The sequence below is a fragment of the Undibacterium cyanobacteriorum genome (assembly GCF_031326225.1).
Lineage (GTDB): Bacteria > Pseudomonadota > Gammaproteobacteria > Burkholderiales > Burkholderiaceae_D > Undibacterium > Undibacterium cyanobacteriorum.
In genome coordinates this window covers 2,989,818-3,016,184 of sequence record NZ_CP133720.1, presented here as the reverse complement: position 1 = coordinate 3,016,184, position 26,367 = coordinate 2,989,818, and the positions used below count along the sequence as shown (strand labels likewise).

General features: G+C 47.8%; 20 protein-coding genes. 15 read left to right on the top strand and 5 right to left on the bottom strand.

Going from position 1 to position 26,367, the window contains the following annotated elements; translation table 11 throughout:
• Window positions 1–138: 138 nt before the first annotated feature.
• Complete coding sequence (locus RF679_RS12635) at window positions 139–2,286, bottom strand: amidohydrolase family protein (protein WP_309480988.1); 2,148 nt, start codon at window positions 2,284–2,286, stop codon at window positions 139–141.
• A 209-nt stretch (window positions 2,287–2,495) separates the two neighbouring features.
• Complete coding sequence (locus RF679_RS12630) at window positions 2,496–2,954, bottom strand: NanQ anomerase/TabA/YiaL family protein (RefSeq protein ID WP_309480987.1); 459 nt, start codon at window positions 2,952–2,954, stop codon at window positions 2,496–2,498.
• 125 nt (window positions 2,955–3,079) lie between these two features.
• Here RF679_RS12630 and nhaD point away from each other — a divergent pair, with 125 nt between their 5' ends.
• Window positions 3,080–4,360, top strand: coding sequence for a sodium:proton antiporter NhaD (gene nhaD, locus RF679_RS12625; protein ID WP_309480986.1), 1,281 nt, complete (start codon window positions 3,080–3,082; stop codon window positions 4,358–4,360).
• A 70-nt stretch (window positions 4,361–4,430) separates the two neighbouring features.
• On the opposite strand, the gene RF679_RS12620 is transcribed toward nhaD, so the two are convergent.
• Window positions 4,431–4,763 (bottom strand): DUF3579 domain-containing protein, encoded by a 333-nt coding sequence (locus tag RF679_RS12620; protein WP_309480985.1) that lies wholly within the window; start codon window positions 4,761–4,763, stop codon window positions 4,431–4,433.
• 509 nt (window positions 4,764–5,272) lie between these two features.
• Here RF679_RS12620 and RF679_RS12615 point away from each other — a divergent pair.
• Window positions 5,273–6,724: a M20/M25/M40 family metallo-hydrolase gene (locus RF679_RS12615; protein WP_309480984.1), complete on the top strand. Its 1,452-nt coding sequence runs from the start codon at window positions 5,273–5,275 to the stop codon at window positions 6,722–6,724.
• 60 nt (window positions 6,725–6,784) lie between these two features.
• Here the strand turns inward: RF679_RS12615 and RF679_RS12610 are convergent, their stop codons facing one another.
• Window positions 6,785–7,543, bottom strand: coding sequence for a YoaK family protein (locus tag RF679_RS12610; protein WP_309480983.1), 759 nt, complete (start codon window positions 7,541–7,543; stop codon window positions 6,785–6,787).
• Between the two features lie 725 nt (window positions 7,544–8,268).
• Here RF679_RS12610 and RF679_RS12605 point away from each other — a divergent pair.
• From RF679_RS12605 to RF679_RS12560, 10 genes are all read left to right on the top strand, one after another.
• Window positions 8,269–11,058 carry a TonB-dependent receptor gene (locus tag RF679_RS12605; RefSeq protein WP_309480982.1) on the top strand — a complete coding sequence of 930 codons (2,790 nt, stop codon included), beginning with the start codon at window positions 8,269–8,271 and terminating at the stop codon, window positions 11,056–11,058.
• A 359-nt stretch (window positions 11,059–11,417) separates the two neighbouring features.
• Complete coding sequence (locus tag RF679_RS12600) at window positions 11,418–12,293, top strand: glucosamine kinase nucleotide-binding domain-containing protein (protein ID WP_309480981.1); 876 nt, start codon at window positions 11,418–11,420, stop codon at window positions 12,291–12,293.
• A gap of 32 nt (window positions 12,294–12,325) precedes the next feature.
• Window positions 12,326–13,060, top strand: a complete 735-nt coding sequence (locus tag RF679_RS12595; protein WP_309480980.1) for a GntR family transcriptional regulator — start codon at window positions 12,326–12,328, stop codon at window positions 13,058–13,060.
• Window positions 13,057–14,187 carry an N-acetylglucosamine-6-phosphate deacetylase gene (gene nagA, locus RF679_RS12590; RefSeq protein ID WP_309480979.1) on the top strand — a complete coding sequence of 377 codons (1,131 nt, stop codon included), beginning with the start codon at window positions 13,057–13,059 and terminating at the stop codon, window positions 14,185–14,187. The genes RF679_RS12595 and nagA overlap by 4 nt, the downstream gene beginning before the upstream one ends.
• Entirely contained in the window at window positions 14,180–15,190 is a 1,011-nt protein-coding gene (locus RF679_RS12585; RefSeq protein ID WP_309484016.1) for an SIS domain-containing protein, read from the top strand. The genes nagA and RF679_RS12585 overlap by 8 nt, the downstream gene beginning before the upstream one ends.
• A gap of 287 nt (window positions 15,191–15,477) precedes the next feature.
• Entirely contained in the window at window positions 15,478–16,689 is a 1,212-nt protein-coding gene (locus RF679_RS12580; protein ID WP_309480978.1) for an ABC transporter substrate-binding protein, read from the top strand.
• Complete coding sequence (locus tag RF679_RS12575) at window positions 16,686–17,567, top strand: carbohydrate ABC transporter permease (protein WP_309480977.1); 882 nt, start codon at window positions 16,686–16,688, stop codon at window positions 17,565–17,567. The genes RF679_RS12580 and RF679_RS12575 overlap by 4 nt, the downstream gene beginning before the upstream one ends.
• 28 nt (window positions 17,568–17,595) lie before the next feature.
• The gene (locus tag RF679_RS12570; protein ID WP_309480976.1) at window positions 17,596–18,423 is read left to right on the top strand and encodes a carbohydrate ABC transporter permease; all 828 of its coding nucleotides are present in this window, start codon (window positions 17,596–17,598) and stop codon (window positions 18,421–18,423) included.
• Window positions 18,424–18,506: 83 nt separating this feature from the next.
• Complete coding sequence (gene nagZ, locus RF679_RS12565) at window positions 18,507–20,024, top strand: beta-N-acetylhexosaminidase (RefSeq protein ID WP_309480975.1); 1,518 nt, start codon at window positions 18,507–18,509, stop codon at window positions 20,022–20,024.
• A 4-nt stretch (window positions 20,025–20,028) separates the two neighbouring features.
• Window positions 20,029–21,147 (top strand): ABC transporter ATP-binding protein, encoded by a 1,119-nt coding sequence (locus RF679_RS12560; protein ID WP_309480974.1) that lies wholly within the window; start codon window positions 20,029–20,031, stop codon window positions 21,145–21,147.
• Between the two features lie 181 nt (window positions 21,148–21,328).
• On the opposite strand, the gene RF679_RS12555 is transcribed toward RF679_RS12560, so the two are convergent.
• On the bottom strand, window positions 21,329–22,606 hold the full coding sequence (locus RF679_RS12555) for an MFS transporter (RefSeq protein ID WP_309480973.1): 1,278 nt from the start codon (window positions 22,604–22,606) through the stop codon (window positions 21,329–21,331).
• Between the two features lie 405 nt (window positions 22,607–23,011).
• Between RF679_RS12555 and RF679_RS12550 the strand changes: the two genes are divergently transcribed.
• From RF679_RS12550 to RF679_RS12540, 3 genes are all read left to right on the top strand, one after another.
• Complete coding sequence (locus RF679_RS12550) at window positions 23,012–24,082, top strand: acyltransferase family protein (RefSeq protein WP_309480972.1); 1,071 nt, start codon at window positions 23,012–23,014, stop codon at window positions 24,080–24,082.
• 177 nt (window positions 24,083–24,259) lie between these two features.
• Window positions 24,260–25,396 carry an HD-GYP domain-containing protein gene (locus tag RF679_RS12545; protein WP_309480971.1) on the top strand — a complete coding sequence of 379 codons (1,137 nt, stop codon included), beginning with the start codon at window positions 24,260–24,262 and terminating at the stop codon, window positions 25,394–25,396.
• An 84-nt stretch (window positions 25,397–25,480) separates the two neighbouring features.
• Window positions 25,481–26,260: a response regulator gene (locus RF679_RS12540; protein WP_309480970.1), complete on the top strand. Its 780-nt coding sequence runs from the start codon at window positions 25,481–25,483 to the stop codon at window positions 26,258–26,260.
• Window positions 26,261–26,367: the final 107 nt, after the last annotated feature.

Here is a 26,367-nt window from a genome sequence, read left to right as displayed (position 1 = left end):
AACCAGAGCCACACCGAAAGTGCAATTCGGTGTGGCTTTTTGTTTGATGCTCAGTGCTCAGTGCTCAGTGTTCAGTGCATACTTCTCGTTGCAATCGAATAGGCAAACCTGAGCATTTGCAATGTAAGAGATGAGATTTTAGTGTTTCTTCGCTGTGTTGAAATAGCGACCGAGCAACGCTTCATTGATGCCCACTGCTTTATTCGACGAGACTGGTGCCAGTGGTACTAATTGAGGCGCCTTGCTCGTGAATGGAACAATCCCCATGGTTCGATGGATTTCTTCTGGATACATCAAGTAACCGCGGGTGATGACCAATGACACTTTTCGAATATCTTCAATATTCTTGGTAGGGTCTCCATCCACTAACACCAGATCCGCTAGCTTGCCGACTTTAATTGAGCCGCGGTCCGCTTCTGTTCGCGTATAGATCGCACCATTTTTAGTCGCAATTTGCAAGGCCTGCGCTGGCGTTAAGCCTGCTTTGACTAACATCGCCAGCTCTGAATGTAATGTGAAGCCAGCTAACTCATCTGTGCCTGCGACAATCGGCACACCCTCTTTATAAACCTTGCCGACAAACTCAACCATCTTTGCGTAAGATTGTTCATGTTTTTTGAGGGCAGCATCATCTTCGATTTTCATACTGCCAACCGAGAAACTGCGACTCACATCGGGCGGCATATGGCTGGCAATCGAAGCAAATGGTTCATTGACGTCACCGTCCTTTTGTTTTAAGAACGCAAAGGTCGCTAGCGTAGGATCGAGTGCGATTTTCTTGTCTTTGAGAGTTTTGATAAAGGCTTTGACCTTAGGCGAATTAAAGTCGATCTCGACCGTTTTCTTGGCGGGTAAATTAAACCGATCCAAGGTGCGCGTATCAGTTTCTGGCGTGGCAAGGAAGTTCAACATGATTTGGTTGATATGCTGAATTTCATCGTAACCGGCCTCGATCGCTTCAAAGGCCCGCAAACCCACCGGAATATGTCCCGACACGCGCATGCCGCGCGAATGTGCGTACGCCACTGTTTCCTTCAAGATCGCTTTCGGGAAAGAGTTATAGATTTTCAACTGTGGATAGCCATGTTGCGCATACCAATCAATCGCATTTTTTGCGCCAGCCAAGTCTTTCACTACAAAACCATTATTGGCCGAGTAGGGGCTTTCACCCTCGAGAAACCCGGTTGGAACGATCTGTGGGCTCAATAAGCTACCTTCGGCGACCTCATCAATGATCGCTTGTACTTGAGCGTTTTCGTTACCCAAATCGCGCACAGTGGTGACACCGGCGGCGATATTCAGACCACCGTCCCATCGACCAACGTGTCCATGCATATCAAACAGCCCAGGTACGAGGATGCGACCAGCGGCATCGAGTTCCTGATTAGCACCGCGAATTGGTGAGCCAGCGGGTAAGATCGCAGCGATACGACCACGTAGAACATAAACATCAGAGGGCGCTCCAACTGTTGCTTTGTCGCTGTCAAAAACGCGTGCGTTCTTGATCACGGTGAGACCCTTTAATGGATGTTGTAACTTCTGCGCCCAATCTTTCAAAACTTTCGCTTCGGCGCCTTTCTGTATGTTCGCCATCGCATCGCCGTTGGCTTCCCAACCTTCTTCAATCGCTTTCATGTAGCCTGGTGCAATGACAGCGAATAGACGTGGTTTTTCGCCGGTGGTCGCCCATAAAAAACTTGGAGACAGTCCAATGCCAGTTTGTGCGAGGAGCTGTACCACTTGCTTGCTTTTGCCATTACTTACTTCTAACTCAGCAATTTTGGTTTGTGATAGTGAGCCTGTTGGTAATAGTGGTAGCGGTGCTCCATTACGTGCCGCCAATGCCGAGACCGCGATCGATCCCGTTTCAAATGAACTGTTGAGCGGAATGTAAAGCGCAGAGCCTTCAACTTGTTTGCTACCTTTTTCCGAGGTTGAATGCCACTCTGCTTGGTTACCTATACGGCGGAAGTTTTCGTTAATGGGGGCGCCAAAGGTCGACGTTCCGGTGACTTTGAATTCGGATACTAAGCCATCGGCGCCCACGCGAAATTCTTCTTTCAGTTCGGGTCCGCGACCATTGTCTTTGAAGATGAAACTGACTTTGGTGAGTCCGTCGTCTTGACGCTGCACGACTTGCTCACCAGCCTGTTTGCCATTTTCGAGGAAGATCAGAAATTTAGTTGTTTGCGTGTCTGCAAAAGCAGAAAGAGAAAAACAGGTGAATAAACCCGCAGCGATACTCGATGCGAGGATGGATTTGACTGGGAAAGTGGGGAGTTGCATTCGATGGGCTCCATGTGAATGGTGAATGAAAGCAGGCCGGAACGGGGCCGGCGCAGCGAAATTACTCGATAAGCATAAACTGACTTGCTTTTCCTTGTTAGTACGATGTGATGGAAAGTTGTAATGAGGGTACTGATTGCGAAAAAGAGTGATCGAATTGCTCGATTTACTTCAGATCATTTCAAGCTCGCTAGTTTTGAAGAACTGCCTTAAATGTTCAAGTCGACTCGGATTTTGATGACAACTTTTTTGATTTTTTGCGGTATGGACGCACACCGGCAGGGACGATGCAATTCACCGGGGAAGAACACAGCGTACATGCCGGGCGTCAGAAAGAGCTGCGTTTCATTGACTTGCGTGCTTGTGAACGCAATGTCTCTTTGTTCGAGAAAGTCCTGACGTATTTCGTAGTGTGGCGCGGCCGGTAAATAACCGATCAATTCCTCACCTTCTAACAAATACTGCACATCGATGTGCTTGCGATGGAACTCTGGGAAACCCTGTTGCCAGTCTTGTGTGGTTGGATCTTGCACCAGTGCGAACATGCGCTCGTTGATTTCATGTCGACCAATCTCGAAGTTGTTGTAATCAGTTTCCCGTAAATGGGCGATCGCCGCCGCAACTTGCATCGGTAGATCAAGTTCTTGAGAAATGTGAGCAAGGATCATGAAGTACTCCAAGAAAAGAGGTCTGATTATGGCAGAGCTTATGCTAGATGTAGCGCTTCCTGTTGCAAACGAGCTGCGGTAGACTCTTAAATTATCTTGAATTCTATTGCCGAAGGTGTCGCCCCATGTTGATGACTTTGATTGTGATCTTTTTGCTGACCTATATCGCGATCGCCATGGAGCATCCGCTCAAGATTAATAAGTCTGCGACCGCATTACTTGGAGCGGGTTTGTTGTGGACGGTTTATGCCCTGTACCACACCAATCCTGATCAATTGAGTCATGAGCTTGGAAGTTCTTTGATGGCGACGGCACAAATCGTTTTCTTCTTAATGGGGGCGATGGCGATTGTCGAGGTGATTGATGCACACCATGGTTTTGAGGTGATCACTTCTCGTATTAAGACTAAGAGTTTGTCTTCGCTGATGTTGCTAGTCGGGGGCGTTACATTCTTTTTGAGTGCCATACTCGACAACCTGACGACGACCATCGTGATGGTTTCATTGATGCGGAAATTACTAGGAGAGCGCGAAGACAGAATGCTATTTGCGGGGGTAATCGTAATTGCCGCCAATTCTGGTGGAGCATGGACCGTTATCGGCGATGTGACGACCACTATGTTATGGATCGGTGGTCAGATTTCTGCGGTAAAGATTATGCAAGCGGTTTTCTTGCCGAGTTTGGTGAGTCTCTTGTTACCGCTTTTGGTAAGCGCCTATTTGGTCAGAGGTAAGGCGGTGCAAGTTCCGCAATCGATTGATGCACTTTCAATTCAAGCAGGACCATTCGAGCGTAATGTGATGTTTTACCTCGGACTTTCGATTTTGGTGTTGGTGCCGGTATTTAAGACAGTTACCCATTTACCACCCTTTATGGGAATTCTATTCGGGCTCGGTATTCTATGGTTGGTTGGTGATCTGATTCATCGAGAAAAAGAGGATGTCCACAAAGAGCGTCTGACACTTGTGAGTGCACTGACCCGCATTGATATGGCGTCGATCATTTTCTTCGTCGGTATTTTGTTAGCGGTGGCGGTGTTGGAGCATACACATTTGTTGGCGGATCTCGCGCATCATCTTGAACGTTCGGTGGGACGACAAGACGTAATCGTGATGCTGATCGGATTGGCGAGCGCAGTGGTTGATAACGTGCCTTTGGTGGCTGCGTCGATGGGAATGTATAGCATGGAGCAATTCCCGACCGATAGTTTCTTGTGGGAGTTCCTTGCCTATTGTGCAGGTACAGGAGGCTCGATTTTGATCATTGGCTCTGCCGCAGGAGTGGCGGCTATGGGGCTGGAGAAGATCAGTTTTACTTGGTACCTGCGCAAAATTAGTCTACTTGCGCTGATTGGCTATTTGGCCGGCGCGGCCGTCTATGTTCTGCAATATCATGCGACGCATTAATTTCGACGGAAATCACACCTCTCGCTCATTCATCTTAGACTGAGCACAACGGCTTTCTTTTTGGATAGTCTTACTTATCTTTGGGATCTGGCAGCAGACATGCGTCGATGATCTGCAGGTCGTTGTCCTTGGCGAAGCTCAAGACAAAATGATAGGCGAGTGGTTCGATCTCGCGCAAAGCCTCATTGACCACGACTGAACGTACGCCATTCAGGAGAATCGGACGTACGTAAGGGGAGTACTGGAGGTGGGCATTGCGTCCGCCTTCAGGACGAAAACACGACATGGCACCACACAAACGTTCCGCCCAGTCACTCGGGCGAAATTGCTTCCCGTCACTGGTCAAACCTTGAATGAAGAATTCATTCTTGGGTTTGTTTGGTTTGTCGGAAGAATCGGTCATGTGCGCTATCTATGTGAGCCGTAAATAATGAATCGCTAACGCATGGTTGCTGGGTTTGTGGAAGTGATGAGACTTCTTTCAAGCTCCAGCGCGTTTCACCTGTGTATTATATCTTATAGAAGACTTGTAAGTGTGCAGCGACGAGAAAAGTCTCTAAAAGATTTCCTAAATGCAATCTCGTCAAGTATAGTGCAAAATTGGTGCGAGTAAAGTGGAATTGCCATTACAAAGCCAACTGTTGTTTGCAAGGTAAATTGAACTTTGTGATGATTTTCGGGGTCTGCAGAGATTACCTACTTTGTGCTGGTTTGGTACTTATTTGGTTCTGTAATGATCGTAAGCGTCGAGCAAATGGAGGTATTTGGTGCGCTTCATTTTGCGAATTGTTAGTGAATCTGAGTGATCGGATCTGAATCTGGCAAAAGTAAATGGCTGAAGGTAATGATAAAGAGTAAAAAACATTGTGCATGTTTTTGTGTTGACGATTTCAGTATTTGTGAGGAGTTGGGATGTTCAGTAAATCCAAAATGGCGTTGCGCGCTTTCGCATTGATAGCGATGGTCGCAGGCAGTACTTACGCAGTGTCGAGCAACGCTGCAGAGAAAACGAGTGATACCACGATCTTCTCGGAAAAGGAGTTGCAGACCGCGGCATGGTTGCGCGACGCAGCACGCGCTGACAATGCGAGTTACCGCATTCTCGAGTCACTCACAACCGAAGTTGGGCCGCGCTTGGCGGGGAGCCCAGCAGATGCACGAGCAGTCGCTTGGGCTGAAGCCAAATTCAAAGAATTGGGATTTGATAAAGTTTGGAAGGAGCCTGTGAGCTTCCCAACTTGGCAACGCGGAATTGAAAAGGCGGAAATTATTGCACCTTTCCCCCAGCCTTTATTGGTAACCGCTTTGGGGAATAGTGTGGCAACGCCTGCAGACGGTTTGAGTGCCGAGCTGGTGCAATTCGCGAGCCTGAAAGAACTGATGTCAGCGGCACCTGATTCGGTCAAGGGGAAGATCGTTTTCATTAATCACAAAATGCAAAATGCTTCCGAATATGGCGCAGTACAAGCTGGACGCACGAAAGGCGCTTCGGAAGCGGCTCGCAAAGGGGCGGTTGCCATCATCATCCGTTCTGTGGGCACAGATAGTCATCGTTTCCCACATACTGGAGTGATGAACTATGACGACGGTGTTAGCAAGATTCCAGCGGCAGCGATGTCGAATTCCGATGCTGACATGGTGGTGCGTATGCTGAAACGTGGCAAGCCGGTGACCGTGAAATTGCAATTGAGTTCTGCCGCCGCATCAACCTACACTTCTTATAACGTGATCGGTGAGATTACCGGATCTGAATTGCCGAATGAATACGTCTTGATTGGTGGTCATTTAGATTCTTGGGATCTCGGTACTGGTGCGATTGATGACGGCGCAGGGTGTGCGATCACGATGGCCGCTGCAGAGTTTATTAAACGTCACGGTTTAAAACCGAAGCGCAGTATTCGTGTCGTTTTGTTCGCCAATGAAGAGCAAGGATTATTCGGTGGCAAAGCCTATGCGCAAGCTCATGAAAAGCAGCTGGCTGCAATTCAAGCTGCTTCAGAGGCAGATTCTGGTCAAGGTCCTGTCACCCAAATGTCGTCTTTCGTGCGCCCAGAGGCTTTTGGTATAGTCAAACAAATGCATAATGTTTTGGCGCCGCTTGGCATCGCCGCTGGTGGTAATAATGCGTACCCTGGTCCAGATATGGGAGGCCTCAGAGCTCTCGGCGTTGCGAGTTTTGGATTGACTCTAAAAACCGATGATTATTTCGATTTGCACCATACGCCAGACGATACCTTCGATAAGATCGAACCAGCACGCATTAATCAGGCGACTGCCGCTTATACCGTGTTTGCTTGGATGGCAGCGAACTCGCCAATCGGCTTTGGTTCAGGCGCAGAATACTTGAAAGCGATCAAGCAATAAGAATAGTGGAACGATGAGTTAGCATTCATCATGAAGTCGTCTGGCTTCACGACCCACATATTAAGCACCGTCCTCGTGACGGTGCTTTTTTTTATCAATCAATGGTGCTAGACCGAGTATGACCAATAGAAGGGCGAGTGGTACGGTAGAGATAAATCCCAGGTATTTAAAGCCCGCAGCACCGGCAACTCCACCCGCAAAAAACGCAAAAACGAGTGTGCAGTGAAGACGCAATTTTTCTCGATTCGCGCGCACCATACTGTGTTCATTCTGCTTTTGATCGTAGTTCCAGTAGATGAGCTTGCCGATTTCAATGCCGACATCCGTGACTAAGCCTGTTACGTGTGTGGTTCGAATTTCGGCATGCGATATTTTAGTGATCAGCGCATTTTGTAGTCCCATCGTGAAGCACAAAATCACGGTAATCAGCGAGACTGTCGCGAACGCATGTTCAATTAAGCCTCGTCCCAAAAATCCAAACATCAGCAACAGTATTGATTCCATAAAAAGCACGGGTGAGTAATGGAAAGTATAAGCATTTCGCCGTGCAAAGTTGATCCACAAGGCCGTGCAGGCGGCGCCAGCAATAAATGCGCACAACATCAATAGTGCAGCGAGTGCGGGAATAAAACGATTGAGTACAAGATCATCGGCCGCTGTCGAGATGATGCCGGTCATGTGTGAAGTGTATTGACCGACGGCGAGGAATCCGCCGGCATTGAGTGCTCCAGCGATCCAACACAATACGATTCCTAAATGCAGATTGGTGCGGTGATCGCGTTCTGGTGAGCTGAGTTTGGCAAGGTAATGCAGGGGCATAGTGACCTAAAAATATAGTGTCCTAAATGATAGTCTTATAGTGATTATCTTCTCGGAGTCTTTATCGAAGTCTTTATCGAAGTCTCATAGGTATTGTGATCCTCAAACATTTTTTCGTCGAGTGGCGAATCGGAAGTTTTTTCTTTGAAAAACTTATGTTTTTTTAAATAATAGCTAATAAGACCACTGAATTTGACTGGTATATATACCCTATGTAAAAGTGGTGTGGCTTTTTTGCGAATGGTATGTTGACTTGGATCAACATACCAGTGCTGTTTTCACACATGGATTCACAAGGAAAGATAAGGAAAATCAAAAGCTTATCGATCCACTGTTGAATTTGATTCGCATACCAATTTAAAAATGGTTGTAATACCAATCAAATAAAACTAATACCACATGAATACCGCTTGACAGTTGGTATTAGCGACTCTAAAGTGAAGACTCTTCGAAAGTTTATATGTTTGGCTTGCATTTGGTCTCGAAGTTAGAGATGCGATGAAGTGAATATTCCTGTGGGGGGAAATTTCGAAGTCGCAGCAAATGCGTATTAGTTCGTAAGTTTGGTTTGTGCGTGCGAATCGCTAGTGAAAATAAAGTCTTCGGTTAATTAGCGTCGCACAATCAAACTCTTGTTTTTCTAAAAAGTGGTAAATAGCGCAAGGTGGCTGAGAATTTGAGTTGCCGAGCATTGAACGTTTTTTAAGGAAGTCTTGGGGGAATAAATGAAAAGTAATTTGAAGCCTAGTCTGACACCGATCGCCTCTGCTGTGACGGTTTTGATGATTACTGCAGCGATGTCTGCGCAGGCACAAGAAGCCGATACGAAAAAAGGGCTGAAGGAAGAGCCGCAGCAAATTATCGTGACCGGTGTGCGTGCAGCAATGCAGCAGTCGTTGAATCAAAAACGCAATGCTGAATCTCACGTTGAGGTGATTACAGCGGAAGATATCGGCAAAATGCCGGACAAAAACGTGGCTGACTCTTTGCAGCGCGTATCTGGTGTAACGACAAGTTCTGCATCTGGTAACGAGGGTGGCTTCGATGAAAACGACCGCGTGAGTATGCGTGGTACCAATCCGAGCTTGACTCAAACTTTGATCAACGGTCATAACATGGCGGCGGGTGATTGGTTCGTTTTGAATCAATCCGGTCCGGGTGTTGGTCGTTCTATTTCCTATACTTTGTTGCCTTCTGAATTGGTTGGCCGTATCGAAGTAAATAAGACATCGCAAGCAAGTTTGGTTGAGGGTGGTGTTGCTGGCTCGATCAATGTGATCACACGTAAGCCATTGGAATTCAAAAAGCAATTGACTGCCGAAGCGTCTTTGGGTGTGGTTTATGCTGATTTGCCAGGCAAATCAGATCCGCAATTTTCAGGTTTGGTGAACTGGAAAAATGATGAAGGCACAATGGGTTTGATGGTTCAAGCCTTCTCCGAAAAACGTAGCCTGCGTCGTGATGGTCAAGAAATTTTGGGTTGGTCTCAAATTGGTGCGAATAGCCCAATGGCGAAAACGAATCCAGATTTGGCTGGTGCATACTATCCAAGTTTGATGGGTGCAGCTTTGTTTGAACAAACGCGTCACCGTACTGGTGGTTTGGTTAGCGCACAATTCAAACCAAGCAAAGAATTTGACGTTGTTTTGAGTGGTTTTAGCTCTACTTTGGACGCTGCTAACTACAACCGTAACTACATGTTGTGGGGTTCCCACTTCATCGATGGCGGCAATGGTCAAGCACCAGAAGCAGGCTATCGCGTATCGACGATCAACGGCGTGAAGACTTTGGTCAATGCAAACTTCAAACCAGTATCTGGCACAACGTATGGCGTGTACGATCAAATTTCTCGTCCAGACGCTGGCTCCGAAGTGAACTTCTTCAGTGCAGACGCAACTTGGAAAGTCAATTCTGATCTGAAATTGAATGGTCAACTTGGTACATCTAAAGCAAAAGGTAAGACACCAACGCAAGACGTCGCTGAATGGAACGTCGGTGTAGGTTCTGGCGCCAGCTACAACATCAATGGTGTGGATCGTGCTGCAGATTGGAGCTTGGGTAATACGAATTATTCAAGCCGCACACCACAATCTTTGGGCTGGGTTTTCGGTTACCAAAATACTGTAGTGAATGATCAAGAATCATGGGCGAAGTTGGATGGCGAATATCGCGTAGATAGTGGTGCTTTGTCTTCCGTGAAATTTGGTGTTCGTAGTACAGAACACAAACGTGATAGCGGCGCAGCATTGGGGCAAGGTCCTGGTTGTAAGAATTCCAGTGGTTTGCAAGCACCATGGGATTGGTCGCAAGCGACATGGTGCCCAGTTGGTACAGTTGCGCAGAATGATCCAAGCAAGTTCCCCTCTTCTGTAAGCGTGTATCCATCTAACTATGGTTCTGGTTTGGGTGGCGCATTCCCACAAGGTATTTGGTACTACACACCAGCGCAATTGGCTGAGTTTAATAAGTACTCCAACCGCGACGCAGATGGTTCACGTCTCGACTACTCCACACAATTTGCTCTGAAAGAAAACGTCAATGCTTTCTATGTTCAAGGTAATTTGGAAGGTGAAGGCTGGAGCGGTAACATCGGTGTGCGTGTGGTGCAAACGAAAGAAAGTGTGACTTCTGCATTGACTGGTCCAGGCGCTCGTCAAGTGTCATCAGCTTTCGGTACTTTCCACTTCGAAACGACAGACAATACATACAACGATGTTTTGCCAAGCGCGAACTTCCGTTTTGATCTGCAAAAAGATTTGGTGGCACGTATTGCAGCATCCAAAACTATGACGCGTCCAGACTTCGGTGCGTTGGCAAGTGCAATTAGCTTGAGTCCACCATCGACTGCGACAGGTACAGGTAGTGGTAGCGGTGCGAATCCAAACTTGAAGCCAATTCGCTCCAACAACCTCGATTTCTCTCTGGAATACTACTATGCTCCACGCGCATTGTTGTCTGGTAGCGTGTACTACATGGATTTGACAAGCTATGTTGGTATTGGTCAGATCACACGTAGCTACTTGACTTCAAGTTCTGCGATTCCACAAGGCGCGATGGTACCTTACGTATTGAGTGTGCCAGTCAATTCAAGCGCGAAAGTGAAAGGCTTTGAGTTGGCATGGGAACAGCCAATCTTGAACAACTTCGGTATCGCTGCAAATTACACCTATGCAGATGCTAAAGATGCGAAAGATCAAGAAGTTGTTGGCGCATCCAAAAACACATACAACTTGAGTGGTTACTATGAAGACGATACGTTCAATGCACGTTTGTCTTATAGCTACCGTTCAGCGTTCTACAGTGGTTTGGATCGCGAAACAGCGTTCTCTCAGGCAGCGACAGGTTCTTTGTCTGCATCGTTCGGCTACAAGATCAATGAGAATTTTGCCTTGTCCCTCGATGCGCATAACTTGAACAATCCGAAGTTGAAATACTTTGCTTTGAACAATGATCAACCACGCTCCATCTATCAAAGTGGTCGTCAGTACTACCTGACACTGCGCGTGAAGATGTAATGCAGAGTGGACTCACAGTGTAGTTCTTTGTGAGTCCTCGGTAGGGATCATGGAAGTGACGGGGCAGGGGCTGCTTCGTCACTTTTTTTTCGACGCGAATCTCTTGATTTTGATCTTTGAGCACTGTTTGCCAAGGGTTAAAACCAATGGGTTTGCTGCGTAGCTTCGATACACGTACGCAACAAGCTCAAAAAAATATTAGATACCACTTAAATACCTATTGACATCCACTTTAGAAGCACATAAAGTGGTAGTGTGATTAGCGCACTGAGTAGATGTTCATTTTTGACTCAGATAATGCTATGAAATCAGATCTGCAATAAGTCGGTAAAACCTAAGAAGTAAGTGAATTGGAACCAATGCAATACCAATATTTGATCGGCGTCGATGGTGGTGGAACGGGAACTCGCGTGATTCTCATGGATCGTGAGGGGAAAGAGCTGGCGCGTGGTTCAGCTGGTCCATCTGGTCTGATGCACGGGGCAAACCAAGCGTGGTCTGCTATTTTGGAAGCGATCAACATGGCCTTTGCAAGCATCGGCATGGTTCGTCCAGCGTTGGAAGTGATTGCTGTAGGTTGTGGTTTGGCTGGCGTTAATAATCGGCAATGGGCCGAGGAATTCAAAGCCGCTAATCCTGGTTTCGGCAGGTTGGCCATCGAGACCGATGCAGGCACCACCTTATTGGGGGCGCACGGAGGCAAAGCAGGAGCGATTATTGCACTCGGCACAGGTAGCGTTGGTGAAGTGATGGATGCAGCAGGGAACCGTCGCGAGGTTGGTGGTTGGGGCTTCCCCTCGAGTGATGAGGCGAGCGGCGCTTGGATGGGCTTGCGGGCGGTAAATCATCTTCAGCATGCTTTGGATGGACGTGCGCAGATGGATATGTTTGCGCAGTCCTTGCTTGAATTTTGTGGTGGAAGCAAAGATGCCGTGTTTGCTTGGTTAGCGGGCGCGACGCAAACAAAGTTCGCTCAGTTGGCGCCAATCGTGGTCGAATTTGCTGAAAAAAGTGGCAAAGCGAAAAATATTTTAAAAGAAGCTGGTATTGAAGTGGAAAAAATGGCGAATGCCCTCGATCCCTCTGGTACGATACCGATCGCACTATGCGGTGGTCTTGCTGAAGTGGTCTGGTTGTATTTGCCAGAATCCTTGTTACATCGTGTCACCAAACCAAAAGGTGATTCCGCTCTAGGTGCCCTCATTTTGGTCAAAAGCCAATTGTTGAAATCGTAGTTCAACGCACTTGTCTGAAGGAATAAGGAATTATGTTGGCTCAACTTCTTGATTTTAAACCGGATGGAGATAGCTCCACCCCTCTGTATTTGCAGTTGGCGAATAAGTTAGCAAATGGAATTCATAACGGTTATTGGCAACCAGATGAGGCTTTGCCCTCCGAGCGTATGCTGGCCGAAACTTTGAACATTTCGCGCGTCACTGCACGTAAAGCCATCGAGATGCTGTGCGAACGTGGATTGCTGACACGCAAACATGGTTCTGGAACTTACATTACGCCGAAGCTGGAACAGCCTTTGTCTCGCTTGACGAACTTCAGCGAAGAGTTGCGTCAACGTGGATTTATGCCTGGTTCGCAATGGTTGTCGCGCGATACTGGAGTGGCGTCACCGGAAGAAATTCTTTCATTAGGTTTGTCGCCGCATGCCGTGGTATCGCGTTTGAAGCGTTTGCGTACGGCAGATAACGTTGTTATGGCGATTGAAAGCTCGACGATTCCTAATGTCTATTTGCCCAATCCTAAATTGGTCACAGATAGTCTGTACGGCCATCTGGAAATGAACAATGTCGCGCCGACCCGTGCTTTGCAGCATATTCGAGCGGTTAGCGCGACGGCTGAGCAAGCCAAGTTGATTGGTTTGAAGCAGGGTACTGCAATGCTGTTGATTACGCGTGTTGGTTATTTGGCGAGTGGCGCCGCGGTGGAGTTAACGCATTCATACTGCCGCAGCGATTATTATGATTTTGTCGTGGAGTTGTTTAGATGACCGAACAAGGGCAAGTGATGCAAGAGCTCAGCGGAAATATTTTGACCGCCCAAGGTTGGGTGCGTGGTTCAATTAATTTTGCTGACAAGATTCGCGCCATTCAGGGTGAAGTAAGTGACCCGAACGCGAATGCTGATTGCTATATCTTGCCTGGCTTTATCGATCTTCATGTACATGGTGCGGGCGGTAAGGACACTATGGAAGGCGGTGAGGCAATTAAGGTCATTTCGCGTATGCATGCGCGGCATGGAACCACGAGCATGTTGGCGACCACCATGACGGCGCCAATGTCAGATTTGGAAATGGCGCTGCAGGCACTCTCGACCGTGTGCGGTCAACGACAGTCTGGTGCTGCGCGTGTGTTGGGCGTGCATTTGGAAGGGCCTTATATCAACCCTGGTAAGCTTGGCGCACAACCAGATTTCGCTCATGCAGGCTCCTTAGAACAAGTCAAAAAACTCAATGCCATTGCACCGATCAAACTGATCACCTTGGCGCCTGAAGTTGAAGGCAATTTGGCAATCGTGAGTCAGTTGACGGCGCTCGGTATGCGCGTTCAACTCGGGCATACTTTAGGAACTTATGAAGATGGTGTCGCCGCGATGGAGAATGGCGCCACTAGTTTTACTCACCTCTATAACGCGATGTCGCGCTTGGATCACAGAGCACCAGGAATGGTTGGTGCTGCTCTGGCACACGCGACCTATGCAGAAATTATTCCTGATCTTTTACATGTGCATGCCGGTGCAATTAAGACCGCTTTGCGTGCGATTCCTAAACTGTATTGCGTCACCGATTCGACCTCTGCCTCTGGTATGCCAGATGGCGAATACATGTTAGGTCGCCAAGTTGTGCATAAATGTTTGGGTGGTGTACGTTTGGCTGATGGAACTTTGGCCGGTAGCACCTTGACCATGGATCAGGCATTACGCAATTTAGTCAAAATTGGTTTAGAACTGGACGATGCTTCAAAGCGTGTTTCTACTTACGCAGCAGATTTTTTAGGTTTATCTGATCGCGGACGTTTGCAGGCCGATGCTTATGCCGACCTCGTAGTTCTTGATCGTGAACTAAATCTGATCGCTGTTTATATAGAAGGAGAGAAAATTGAGCTCAAAGATGCTTAAGGAAGCATGTTCGTCTGGTGAATTTGTTGCAGCCCAATTAGCCCACGATACTGAACGTTTAGTCGAACTAGGTAAGTACCTTAGAGCGACGCCGCCGTCTTCTGTCGTCACCATTGCACGTGGTAGTTCTGATCACGCGGCGAATTATGCCGCTTATCTGATCATGTCGCGCCTCGGCCATATCGTGGCTTCATTGCCGATGTCCTTGGTGACCTTGAATAGTGCGCCTTTACATGTGCGTAATGCGCTTGCGATCGCTATTTCGCAGTCTGGCCAAAGTCCAGACGTGGTCGAACCAATTCGCTTTTTCCGTGAGGGCGGCGCTTCAACCGTCGCTTTAGTGAACGACGCAAGTTCACCGCTCGCTAATGCAGCGCAATGGACCATGCCTTTGCATGCAGGACCAGAATTGAGTGTGGCGGCGACCAAGAGCTTTATTACGTCGATGGTGGCGGGTGCGCGCTTAGCAGGTCATTGGCAAAACGACGCGAGTTTTCTCGCAGCAATCCAAGACCTACCGCAAACGCTAGAAGCTGCTACCAAGATCGATTGGTCGAATGCCTTGGACGTGCTGGTGCCAGCGGAACGCATCATGGTGGTGGGACGTGGTATCAGTTTCTCAGTTGCCCTCGAATCTGCACTGAAGTTTAAAGAGACCTCCGTCATTCAAGCTGAAGCATTTAGTGGTGCGGAAATTAAGCACGGACCAATGGCCTTGATTGACGATGGTTATCCATTATTGATTTTCGCGACCCGTGGCCCAGCGCAAGCGGGCTTAATCGCCCTTGCTGAAGAAATGCGTGGTCGTGGTGCGAATGTTTTGTTGGCTGCACCAGACGATGTGAAAGAGCGTAATCTGACTTTGGCAACGACCGCAACGCCGGATCTCGATCCTATCGCTGCAATTCAGTCTTTCTATGTGATGGCGGCGCATTTGTCCGTGGCGCGCGGCCTTGATCCAGACAAACCACGTCACTTGAGTAAAGTGACAAAGACTAACTAGTGTGTCCTTCGCCTGATGGGGAAAGTGTGGGGCCGGTACCCATCAGGCTTATTTTTTGAGGACCTCTGGTTAGATTGATGTAGCGGTATTTGTAGAGAGATAGAAAGCGCAAAATGAATCGGCTGTTGCTTTTTCGATGGGTAGGTTTGCTCTTCGGGCTTAGCGGCGTCGTTTTGGTACAAGCGCTTTTTTCGCTAAGCGTTCGCGCGCAATCCTTACCTGAAATGTCGTCTGCGCCGGCGGCAAATCAAACTCATCCTGCTAAACAAAAAATTGAGTTTTGGACCATGAGTCTGAAACCCAAATTCATTCCTTATTTCCGTGAGCTAGTCCAACGCTACGAGGCCAGTCATCCACACGTGCAAGTGGAATGGGTCGACTTTCCTTGGGATATTCTGCAACTTAAATTGATCACAGCAATCGCTGCCGGAACGCCACCCGCCTTAGTGAATTTGAGTGTTCCTTGGGCTGAAGAAATGGCGCGAGATGGATTATTGCAGCCAGTCGATCACTTGATGCCACCAATCAATCCCTATACGAGCGGTGCTTTAAATGACGTGCGTTTTAACGGCAAAATTTATGCGTTTCCGCATTACAGTAATGTGAATGTGGTGGCTTACAATCGCGACATTCTGCGTGCTGCAGGACTCGAACAAGCACCTAAAAGCATGGATGATTTGCTGGCCTATGCGCGTCAAATTTATGCCAAAACGGGTAAGGCCGGTTATGCACCCGCTTTGGGTAAGATCGATGGTTTCATGATGCAAGAGGGTTTGCCTTTGATACGCAATGGCAAAGCGGTGTTTAATTCGCCAGCCCATCTGGCGCTGATCGAAAAATTAAAAGTGACCTATCAAGCGAATGGTTTCTTGAAAGACAAGCTATTCGCAGAAGATAATTTCCCCGCTGTAATTGATGCCTACCTCGGCGGTCGCTTGGGTATGATGGTCTCTGCACCAACTGCTCTGCGACGCATACAAGCGGATTCAAAACTCATCTACGAACGCACCGATATTTTTCCTGCGCCCATCGGCCCGACCGGCATTGCTGATGGTGGATGGATGTTCAATTTCGCGATTCCTAAAGGCGTCCCTCGCGAACAATTACCGGCGGTTGCTGAATTCGCCTTGTATCTCACGAATGATGCAAATCAGTTAGCGTTTGCCAAAATGGCCAACGTCATGCCAACTACGAAGCAGGCTTTGGCTAATCCTTATTTTCAGAGCTTGACGCAAACGACCGCCGATGTGCGTTCGAAGACTTCAGCATCGGATCGACCAGTAAGCTTTGGCGCTGCAGAAAAGGCGCAAGCTGTCGCCGCCAATGCGATGGAGTTTTCGCGTAGTTTGTACGTGGCTGGTATTGATGATTATGACGAGTTACGTCGATTCCTAGTGAAGGCAGTGGAAGCCAGTGTGACAGGCAAACGCGATACGAAATCAGCGATGGATGAAGCAGTCGCGATTTGGAATAAAAAATTGGCGGAGCAAATGCGATGAAATCAAGGTTCGCTTTCTTTCGCCGACATCAGCTCAGCGCTTATTTATTCCTACTTCCTGCCTTATTGATTTTGGCCTTGTTCGGTTTTTGGCCTGTACTCTATGGATCGTATCTGAGCTTCACTGATTACAGTTTGGTGCGCGAAACCCATTGGCGTGGATTGGCGAATTACATCTACATATTCAATAACGATATGTTTTTGACGGGACTCAAGAACTCGATCTTGTTTCTCCTGATTGTGCCGTGCATACAAATATGTGCGATTAGTTTGGCGGTTTTGGTGAATCACCAATTGCCGGGGATGCGCTTGTTTCGTGTCGCTTACTATGTGCCCGTGGTGACGACCGTTTCCGTGGTCGGCATTATGTGGGGCTTCATGTTTCATGACCAAGGTGCATTGAATTACATCTTACTGAAACTGCACGCGATTAATGCTCCAGTGGCGTGGTTGTCGGACGATAGTATCGCCTTGTTTGCGGTTATGTTTGTGTCGTTATGGCGTGGCCTCGGTTGGTATATGGTGATGTATCTGGCGGCTTTGCAATCGATTCCGAGCGAGATGCAAGAAGCAGCCACGCTGGATGGTGCGAATGCGTGGCAACGGTTTTGGAAGATCACAGTCCCGATGTTGATGCCGACGATTTCGGTGTGCAGCATCATGTCGGTGTTGGCGGCCTTGAAAGCCTATCAAGAAGTCGATGTGTTGACGCAAGGCGGCCCGATGAATTCGACATTTACGGCGCTGTATTACGCTTACGATCAAGGTTTGAAACATTTGAAATTGCCGCGCGGATTAGCGGCGAGTTTTGTTGTGTCCTTAGTGTGTATGGCGATCGCTGCGCTGTGTTTGCGCTATCTTCGACCTCGACATCGGTAATTGAGCCGCATGGCAGAAGAAAAAACAAATGAATTCACCAATCAATAAAGTGCTGAAGCTGAGCCTACATTATGCGATCCTGTTCGCTTTGGCTTTGCTTTGCATTTTTCCTTTTTGGTGGACCTTGGTGGTGGCATTGTCGACTGAAGGGAATGTGTTTGAATTTCCCCCGAGCTTCGTGCCACAAGGCGTCAGTTTAGAAAACTTTGCCGAAGTATTTAGAGTCATTCCGATTGCGGACTTTTACAAAAATTCCATCATCATCACGCTCATGACAGTGCTGTGGAAGTTGTTGTTTTGTTCCTTGGCGGCTTATCCTTTGTCGCGCATGAAATTCACGGGCCAGCGCTTAGTGTTCGGCTTGATTTTGGCGACGATGGTGTTGCCATCCGAAGTGAATTTCCTCGTGAATTTTATTACGATGACACAGTTGGGTTTGGTGAATTCCTATACTGCAGTGGTGTTGCCAAATGTGGTGAACGCTGTGTCGATTCTTTTGCTTAAACAAGCCTTCGACGAGGTTCCACAAGATTTGCTTGATGCAGCGCGTGTTGATGGGGCCTCTGAATGGACCATTTTTTGGCGCATCGTGCTGCCCTTGATTACGCCGTGGTTGGCGACGGTGGGGATTTTGTCGGCGGTCGAAGCGTGGAACGAATACATTTGGCCATCGATCGTGTTGAGCAAGCCTGAGGATTTCCCGCTCTCCGCGGGTGTTTTGTATTTGCGAGGAACCTATGGCAGCAGCACGCGGGTGATCGCTGCGGGAACAATTTTGACGGTCGCACCAATCTTGCTTGCTTTCCTGTTGACGCAGCGTTTCTTCATGCGTGGCATGGATGGCGCGGTAAAATAAATAGTGAGCGTGTCAAGCGAATTAGCGTATCAGTGAGAGTTATTAGTCAGTTTGGATAGTGCAGAAAGAGTGAAAGAAATCGTATGAATCAGACCATTATTAGCAGAGAAGAAGCGCGTAAGATTGCAGGACAGTCGATTATGATTCGCATGCCGGGCACCCGTTTAGAAGCAGAGGTTGCGGACTACCTGCGTGAACATCATATTCGTGCGATCTGCCTATTTCGCCAGAACATGGTCGACCAAGAACAACTGAGTCAATTCACAGCAGATTTACGTGCAGTGATGGGACCAGAAGCCCTGATCGGGATCGATCAAGAAGGTGGTGCCGTGGTCCGTTCAACTTGGGTACCACAACCGCCTGCAGCAATGTCCCTCGGTGCTAGTGATGATTTGGACTTAGCACGAGAAGTTGGCGCAGCGGTTGCGCGAAGTGTGAAATCCTTGGGCTTCAACTGGAATTTTGCACCAGTGCTCGATTTGAACAATAACGTCAACAATCCTGTGATTTCTGAACGCTCATTCGGTGCGGAGCCAGCCAAAGCGGTACGCCTCGCCAGTGCGTGGATGGAGGGTAGTTTGTCGGAAGGCGTGGCTTGCTGCGTCAAGCATTTCCCGGGGCATGGTGACACCCATGTTGATTCGCATCGTGATCTCCCCGAAGTTAATAAATCACGTGCACAATTGGATGCACTTGAGTTAGCACCTTTCCAAGCAGCGGCGAAACATGCGCCGGCGATGATGACTGCGCACATCGTGTATCCACAATTGGATGCGGAAAATCCAGCCACTATGTCTCCAAAGATTTTGACCGGCATCTTGCGCGATGAATGGAATTATCACGGCGTGGTGATCACCGATGGGATGGACATGCATGCAATCGCAGGCCGCTATGGCGTTGGTAATGCGGCAGTACGTGCGCTGGCTGCCGGAGCTGATATGGTGATGGCCCTCGGTACTCGCGAGACGCAACTGGAAACCTTAGAGGCCTTGACCGATGCGATCGAACAAGGGCAGATTCCCTATGAGCTATTGCAAAAGAAATTGAAACGCATCCGCAAACTCGCGAATGATTATCCTTGCGCGCCGAAAGCCTATACTGAGGAGCAGGACGTTGCCGATCGTGCCTTGATGGCGCGTGCTTGGAAAGCCGGATTGACGCCGTATTGCAATCCAAGCAAACCTGCCGCCGGTAGTCGGGTACGTTTGGTGATAAGTGCTGATGTGGTGAGTGATGGAGTTTCCGAGGCAGGTATTTCAGCCGATAAAGTGGCGGCCATGTTGCGTCGCGTGTTTGACGTCGAGGTGACCACCTTTAGCGATGCCAATACCTTTGATTGGAATGCAGTCCCGCAAGATGGACGATTCGTCATCTTGGCATCGACAGTGCGCATTCGTTACAACCAACACGCCCGCGAAACATGGAAGCCAGATTTGCATTTGGTTCTGTGGAATCCATTTCAGTGCCTTGATATTGCTGCGCCAGCTTTGATCACCTATGGTTTTGCACCGCCCGCGATTGAGGCAGTGGAAGCCTGGTTACGCGATGAAGTGCAAGCGACTGGACAAATCCCAGTACCGCAATTCGAACGGCAAAACTAAGATCATGACGCAAGTTCGTTTGCAGCAAATTCGTAAATCGTATGCCGATGGCACGGAAGTGATACGTGGCATTGATCTGGCCATCGAAGAGGGCGAGTTCATGGTGTTTGTCGGCCCTTCTGGGTGCGGCAAATCGACCCTATTGCGCATGATCGCCGGTCTAGAAGAGATTAGCTCGGGTGAGTTGTTCTTGGAGGGTGAGCTGGCGAATCATGTACCACCCGCCAAGCGTGGATTGGCGATGGTGTTCCAGTCCTATGCGCTGTATCCGCATATGAATGTGTATGAGAATATGGCATTCAGTTTGCGGATGGCTGGCAAAGGCAAAACGGAAATTGAGGCAGCGGTATCGAAGGCCGCCTCCATACTGCAAATCGAACATCTTTTGCAGCGTAAGCCCAAAGATTTGTCGGGCGGTCAACGTCAACGCGTGGCGATTGGTCGCGCCATTGTCCGGCAACCACGTTTGTTTTTATTTGACGAGCCCTTATCGAATCTAGATGCAAGCTTGCGCGTGCAAATGCGAATTGAGTTGAGTCGCCTCCATCAGGAACTCAAAACCACGATGATCTACGTCACCCATGACCAAGTCGAGGCAATGACTTTGGGACATCGTATTGTGGTTTTCAACGGCGGCCACATTGAACAAATCGGACAGCCTTTAGAGCTCTATGAAAAACCAGCGAATATGTTTGTCGCTGGATTTTTAGGTTCCCCAAAAATGAATTTTGTCGAGGTTGAAGCTGTTGCGTCTACTAGCGTTGACGCCAATCTTTATGCGACTAAGCAAGTTAGTTTTAAGCTGAAAACTGGTGCGCATATTGAGATCCCAAGTGAACGTTTTGCACGTGAGATCAAGCTTGGCAACACTTATACTTTAGGTTGTCGAGCCGAACATATCAGTGTGTGTTCTCTTGATGAAATTGGTGCTGTCCCAGCACAGTGCCAGTTTGTCGAACATCTTGGCGATGCCTGCATTGTCTATGCGGCTCTTGCTGATCACCATGTGATAGCGATTAAAACTACGCATGCACAAGCTATCCCACAACGTGGTGAAAATTTTGGACTTCGTTTTTCTGCGCAGCATTGCCATGTGTTTGATGCGCAAGGTGTGCGAATGTAGAGCGTGCTTTTTCGTTGCAATTTGAATCGCACCGGCTTCCGTATTGTTTAGGTAATTTGTGGTGGGTGATTTTACTTGTCTAGGCTTGCAAAGGGAACGCAAAAGCAAAACAAAAAAAGACCCGCACTCGTTTGAGGCGGGTCTTTTTTTGCCTAAAGCTTGCTGGAATTGTCTGTATTGTTTATGCGTTTGTACTCGCTTCCTTTTCAGGAATGTTGAGGAAGCGCGTCATCAGTAAAACAGGAATTGCGGAAAGCAGCACCCATATAAAGAAATTTTGGTAACCAAGCTTTGTCTGGATTTCGCCGCTGATCATCTTAGGAATCACTAAACCTAATTGCATGACACCGGTTGCCAGCGCATAGTGCGCCGTTTTGAATTTGCCAACCGCAACCACTTGCATCATATAGAGGATGAGGCCAACAAAGCCGAAGCCATAGCCAAACATTTCTATACCTAAGCAGGTCGCAATGAACACATAGTTTTCGGTTTGTGTCATGCTTAAAAAGCAGAACACAACGTTAGGAAGATTCATGACCACGACTAACCAAGGTAGGGCTTTTTTCAATGAAAGTTTGGCAGTGAAGTAACCACCAAGTAGGCTACCCGCAATGAAGCACAGAGAGCCGATCACCCCATAGAGTGAACCGATGACCGCATTATCTAATCCTAAGCCACCGCTGGCACGCGCTTCTTTTAGGAAGAGTGGGCCAATAGTTTGGATTTGACCTTCGGCAGCACGGAATAATAGGATGAAAAGAATTGACAACCAAATGCCGGGCTTCTTGAAAAATTCAACGATAACTTCAGACAAAGTTTGATAGATTTCGCTGGCCGTTTTGGTACTACGTTCAGTGCGGACATCCGGTAGCGACCATGTGTGATAGAGAGCGATGAGAATGAGGATAGCGCCGGCGATTCCATATACGTAGGACCAAGCCGTTACAGCTGTCATGCTTTTCTCGAGATAACCTGCGAGCGACACCAAGGCTCCCGTTGAGAAAACCCGTGCGATATTGAATGCAGCGCCCATCCAACCAACAAACTTCGCTTGTTGGACCGAATCTAAGGTTTCAATGTAAAGGCCATCGGCGGCAATGTCATGGGTCGCTGCCGCAACTGCAGCGACGAATAGCATGGCGATTGATACCGCGAAAAAGCTTGGGAGATGAAGGCTAGAAGCAAGTAGTCCTAAACTCACACCACCGATCATTTGAAACATGATGATGACGAATTTTTTGCTTTGCACAAGTTCGAGAAACGGACTCCACAATGGTTTGAAGACCCATACAAAACCAACCAAGCCTGTCCAAAAGGTGATGGTACTGTTTTCATAACCAAGACTTTTATACATGTAGAGGACCAAGGTATTGACCGCAAAAAAGGGTAGGCCCTGGGCAAAATATAAGGACGGAATCCACAGAAATGGTGATCGTACTGGCGATGATGGATTGGACATACTGGACAATTCTCACAAAGAAATGGCGTTGGCCTTAAGCGAAATCTTGTGCATCGAGGTGTCCTCGATACTGAAAAAAACGCACCGCTTGTAACCTTACATGTCTGATTTTTTTGGGTCAACTGGTTTTGCTAAATTAATGCCACTTAAGTACCAATATACAACGATTTGTGGCCTGAGTGGTTTTCCTATTCACGAATTGATACTATTGGGAACGATATCGCAAAGTATTAATTCTCAAGAATGGCAAGCAGGAATTTTTGTATGCTGTGTTTTTGTATTAGTGGTATTGATAAATGATTATGAATTTTGCGATCATATTGTTCACTCAAGGTTGATTTTTAATTGCAGGATTTTCGAGTGTGATCAACGCATCGAATTTTATATACATGACTCAAGGACTGTATGACAAGCCAACGATTTGATTCCATCGACGTCTTCCGTGGATTAACGGTCGCAGCGATGTTACTCGTCAATAATGCGGGAGACTGGTCCTACGTTTACCCTTGGTTAGAGCATGCGAGTTGGCATGGCTGTACGCCTGCTGATTTTATCTTCCCATTTTTTTTAGTTATCGTCGGTGTTTCGCTCGACTTTGCTTACTTTCCAAAAATGATGGAAGGAACGTCATCGAGTTCATTAATTGCTGCCGCGTGGCGACGTGCTTTTCGAATCTTTATCCTTGGCATTGTTTTGCATGTGATTGCCATGTACTTCATTCCAGATCGCCAATTTCGATTAATGGGAGTGTTGCAACGAATAGGAATTTGCTTCGGCATGGCGGCTACGCTAGTCGTGCTATTGCGGAGTACGGTTCGCATTGTGGTCGTTGCGGGGATGATCTTGATTTTTTATTGTGCTCTGATGAGTGTGAGTGGTGGATATGAGCCGCATCACAATTTAGCCGATCGACTTGATACCTGGGTTCTCGGCTCATTGGCATATCAATTTGACCCACTCAGTCTGCGGGCGCAAGAACCAGAAGGTTTGCTCTCAACGATTCCGTCAATTGCGAGTGTGATGCTGGGGGTGTTCGCCGCACGCCTTTTACGTAGTAGGAATTGGCGGGGACTCGTTTTGGCCGCGATCATTCTCGCGGTGTTAGGTTTTGTATGGCAGATGGTGATGCCTTGGAATAAGCAGCTTTGGACGTCATCGTTTGTCTGTTGGACTAGTGCGTGGGCTTTCTTATTCATCGCTATTTTTTACGGACTGATCGACTATTGGAAACTGCCACCAGTCGGAGTCAGTTTTGGTCGTAATGCTGTCTTAGCTTATGCCTTAGCTTGGATTGCCAGTTGTGTATTGGCATTGACCAACGCAATGAGTCACTTTTACCCCACTTGGTTTGCTGAGGGTATTGGTGCTTACACTAGCCTGGAGTTCGCATCGTTTGCATTCGCCGCTTGTTTTACCGGACTGATCGGATTGCTCATGCTAGTTTTGCGAATGTGCAAGGTCTTTGTACGACTCTAATTTCCCATAAAATGTCTGCGTTTTTGCGACAAAAGCGTCAGTTAAATGCAAACTTCTGAGGCAGCGCTGAATAAAAGCATGCTTTTTGGCAATACTCTGATAGGATAGAAGCATAAAGTTTCGAGCTGCGCTTTACCTATTGTTGATGAGATCCCGTGTCTTTTCTAGAGGTGTTGCATGTCAAACAAACGTATTTCCATGTCGGATATTGTGCTAGGTCAGCCCTTGCAATGGGACATCTATGGCAATGATGGAAATCTTTTGTTGCGCAAAGGCTTTGTTGTGAATAGTAGCCATCAAGTCGAAGTGTTAATTGAGCGTGGACTGTACGTCGACAGCGATAAGCTGGATCAATCGTCACGCGATAAAAAAATCCCTAAAGTCGTTGAGTTACCATCGGTGGTTAGGATCGTTACCGATGTTCGCGCCGACCTCCGTACTTTGTCTTATAACCTAGTTGCTGAAACCGAGGCACGCAGTAAATTCTTGGCCTTAGCCAAACAAATCGTGGTGGCCACCTTCTTGGACACCGATGTCGCTCTTGGTTGCATCCTTTTGCATCAGGAGGGTAACTACTCAGCACGCCACTGTGTTGATACCGCCATCGTCGCGATCGTCATCGCGCGCGCACTTAAGAAATCTGAAGAAGAAATTACGATGTTAGCCGCAGCGGCGTTGACCATGAACTTGAGTATGCTGCGCCAACAAGAACGGTTGCAAGAAAAAAGCGATGGTTTGAGCGCCGAAGAACAAGAATTGATTTATCGGCACCCACAAGAGACGGTGGAGCAACTGATGGCCGCCGGTGTCAAGGACGAGGCGTGGCTGAGTTGGATCTTAGCTCATCACGAGAATGAAGATGGGTCAGGTTATCCCTTGAAGAAACGTGGTCCTGAAACGCCTCAAAATGCCAAAATCATTTCCATTGCGGATCGTTATTGCGCGAGGGTTTGCGCCCGAAGTTATCGTAAGTCCTTACTGCCGAATGCAGCATTGCGCGATATCCTGATAGGAGGCAAGACCACGGTCGATTTGATGTTAGTCACCTTGTTTATTCGGGAACTTGGAACCTACCCAATCGGCACATTTGTGAAGTTGGAAAATGGTGAAATTGGTGTGGTAACCAGCAAGGGAGCAACGACCACGACACCCTATGTACATTCTCTGATTGGACCACGCGGTGCACCACTCACGATGCCCATCAAACGGGATACGCAGAAACCACTACACGCTATTCGTGAAGTACTCCACCGCGATCAAGTACCAATTCGTTTCACGATGCGCCAGTTATGGGGCGAGATAGCGGCGCAATGATTGAAGGCCTCAATTTTGTGAAAAAGTTGAGGGGGATTTTTAGATTTTTTGGAGTCGAATAACATTAATATGATGGATGAGACCATGGACGACAGTACAGGTAAATATTTCGACCTAGTGTATGTTTTTTCTGCCGATTCGACTTTTAGTAGCGAGCTATCGACAGCACTCCGGTTTTATGATCATGAGGTCGTAGGCTTTAGTGATCTCGATGAATTTCGTTCCGCCATTTTGATACGTGCTCCGCAGGCCGTTGTCTTGGATATTGACTCTGAAGACGGTAAGCGTGCACGACAAGCGATGTCAATGCGCGTTGTTACGACCTTTCCGGCGATATACATTTCGTCGCAAGATGTGTTTGAAGATCGCTTAGCGGCCGTGCGCGAAGGAGCAGAGGGATATTTTATTAAACCGCTCGATGTACAAGCATTAAGTGCAAGAATCAGCGAAAAGATCGCCAAAAATACGGTTCGCTCTTATCGCATTCTGGTGGTTGACGACGATGATTTTTTCCTCAGTTTTTTCGACGCTGTGCTGAGCAGTGCAGGGATGCACGTTAAAGCGATTATGGATCCCAGCCAAATTCTGGATGCGATGAAAAAATTTAAACCCGAGTTGGTATTGACGGATCTTCATATGCCGCAATGTAACGGGATAGAGATGGCCAAGGTCATTCGACAGAACAATCACTATCTCGATATACCGATCGTGTTTCTGTCCTCTGAAACTGAAATGCAAAAGCAACTAGGCGCATTGGAAATTGGCGCGGACGATTTCTTGACCAAGCCGATCGACCCTGAGAAGTTAATCTCTTCGATTTCGAGTCGCGCAGAGCGGTATCGGAACTTGAGAAAAGGGCGCTAAATAAATTGTTGGTCCCGGCTGGGATGTCGATAAAATTTTTCGACGCAAAAAGTCCCAAACTTCATTGGTGCCTAATAAGCTTCCCGAGGGGGATATGCCCAGCATTC

Coding starts and splice junctions, on each gene's coding strand:
- RF679_RS12545 (WP_309480971.1), top strand. CDS start 24,260: ATGTCAAACAAACGTATTTCCATGTCGGATATTGTGCTAGGTCAGCCC.
- nhaD (WP_309480986.1), top strand. CDS start 3,080: ATGTTGATGACTTTGATTGTGATCTTTTTGCTGACCTATATCGCGATC.
- RF679_RS12600 (WP_309480981.1), top strand. CDS start 11,418: ATGCAATACCAATATTTGATCGGCGTCGATGGTGGTGGAACGGGAACT.
- nagZ (WP_309480975.1), top strand. CDS start 18,507: ATGAATCAGACCATTATTAGCAGAGAAGAAGCGCGTAAGATTGCAGGA.
- nagA (WP_309480979.1), top strand. CDS start 13,057: ATGACCGAACAAGGGCAAGTGATGCAAGAGCTCAGCGGAAATATTTTG.
- RF679_RS12610 (WP_309480983.1), bottom strand. CDS start 7,543: ATGCCCCTGCATTACCTTGCCAAACTCAGCTCACCAGAACGCGATCAC.
- RF679_RS12585 (WP_309484016.1), top strand. CDS start 14,180: ATGCTTAAGGAAGCATGTTCGTCTGGTGAATTTGTTGCAGCCCAATTA.
- RF679_RS12540 (WP_309480970.1), top strand. CDS start 25,481: ATGGACGACAGTACAGGTAAATATTTCGACCTAGTGTATGTTTTTTCT.
- RF679_RS12580 (WP_309480978.1), top strand. CDS start 15,478: ATGAGTCTGAAACCCAAATTCATTCCTTATTTCCGTGAGCTAGTCCAA.
- RF679_RS12550 (WP_309480972.1), top strand. CDS start 23,012: ATGACAAGCCAACGATTTGATTCCATCGACGTCTTCCGTGGATTAACG.
- RF679_RS12555 (WP_309480973.1), bottom strand. CDS start 22,606: ATGTCCAATCCATCATCGCCAGTACGATCACCATTTCTGTGGATTCCG.
- RF679_RS12630 (WP_309480987.1), bottom strand. CDS start 2,954: ATGATCCTTGCTCACATTTCTCAAGAACTTGATCTACCGATGCAAGTT.
- RF679_RS12560 (WP_309480974.1), top strand. CDS start 20,029: ATGACGCAAGTTCGTTTGCAGCAAATTCGTAAATCGTATGCCGATGGC.
- RF679_RS12620 (WP_309480985.1), bottom strand. CDS start 4,763: ATGACCGATTCTTCCGACAAACCAAACAAACCCAAGAATGAATTCTTC.
- RF679_RS12635 (WP_309480988.1), bottom strand. CDS start 2,286: ATGCAACTCCCCACTTTCCCAGTCAAATCCATCCTCGCATCGAGTATC.
- RF679_RS12575 (WP_309480977.1), top strand. CDS start 16,686: ATGAAATCAAGGTTCGCTTTCTTTCGCCGACATCAGCTCAGCGCTTAT.
- RF679_RS12595 (WP_309480980.1), top strand. CDS start 12,326: ATGTTGGCTCAACTTCTTGATTTTAAACCGGATGGAGATAGCTCCACC.
- RF679_RS12570 (WP_309480976.1), top strand. CDS start 17,596: ATGAATTCACCAATCAATAAAGTGCTGAAGCTGAGCCTACATTATGCG.
- RF679_RS12605 (WP_309480982.1), top strand. CDS start 8,269: ATGAAAAGTAATTTGAAGCCTAGTCTGACACCGATCGCCTCTGCTGTG.
- RF679_RS12615 (WP_309480984.1), top strand. CDS start 5,273: ATGTTCAGTAAATCCAAAATGGCGTTGCGCGCTTTCGCATTGATAGCG.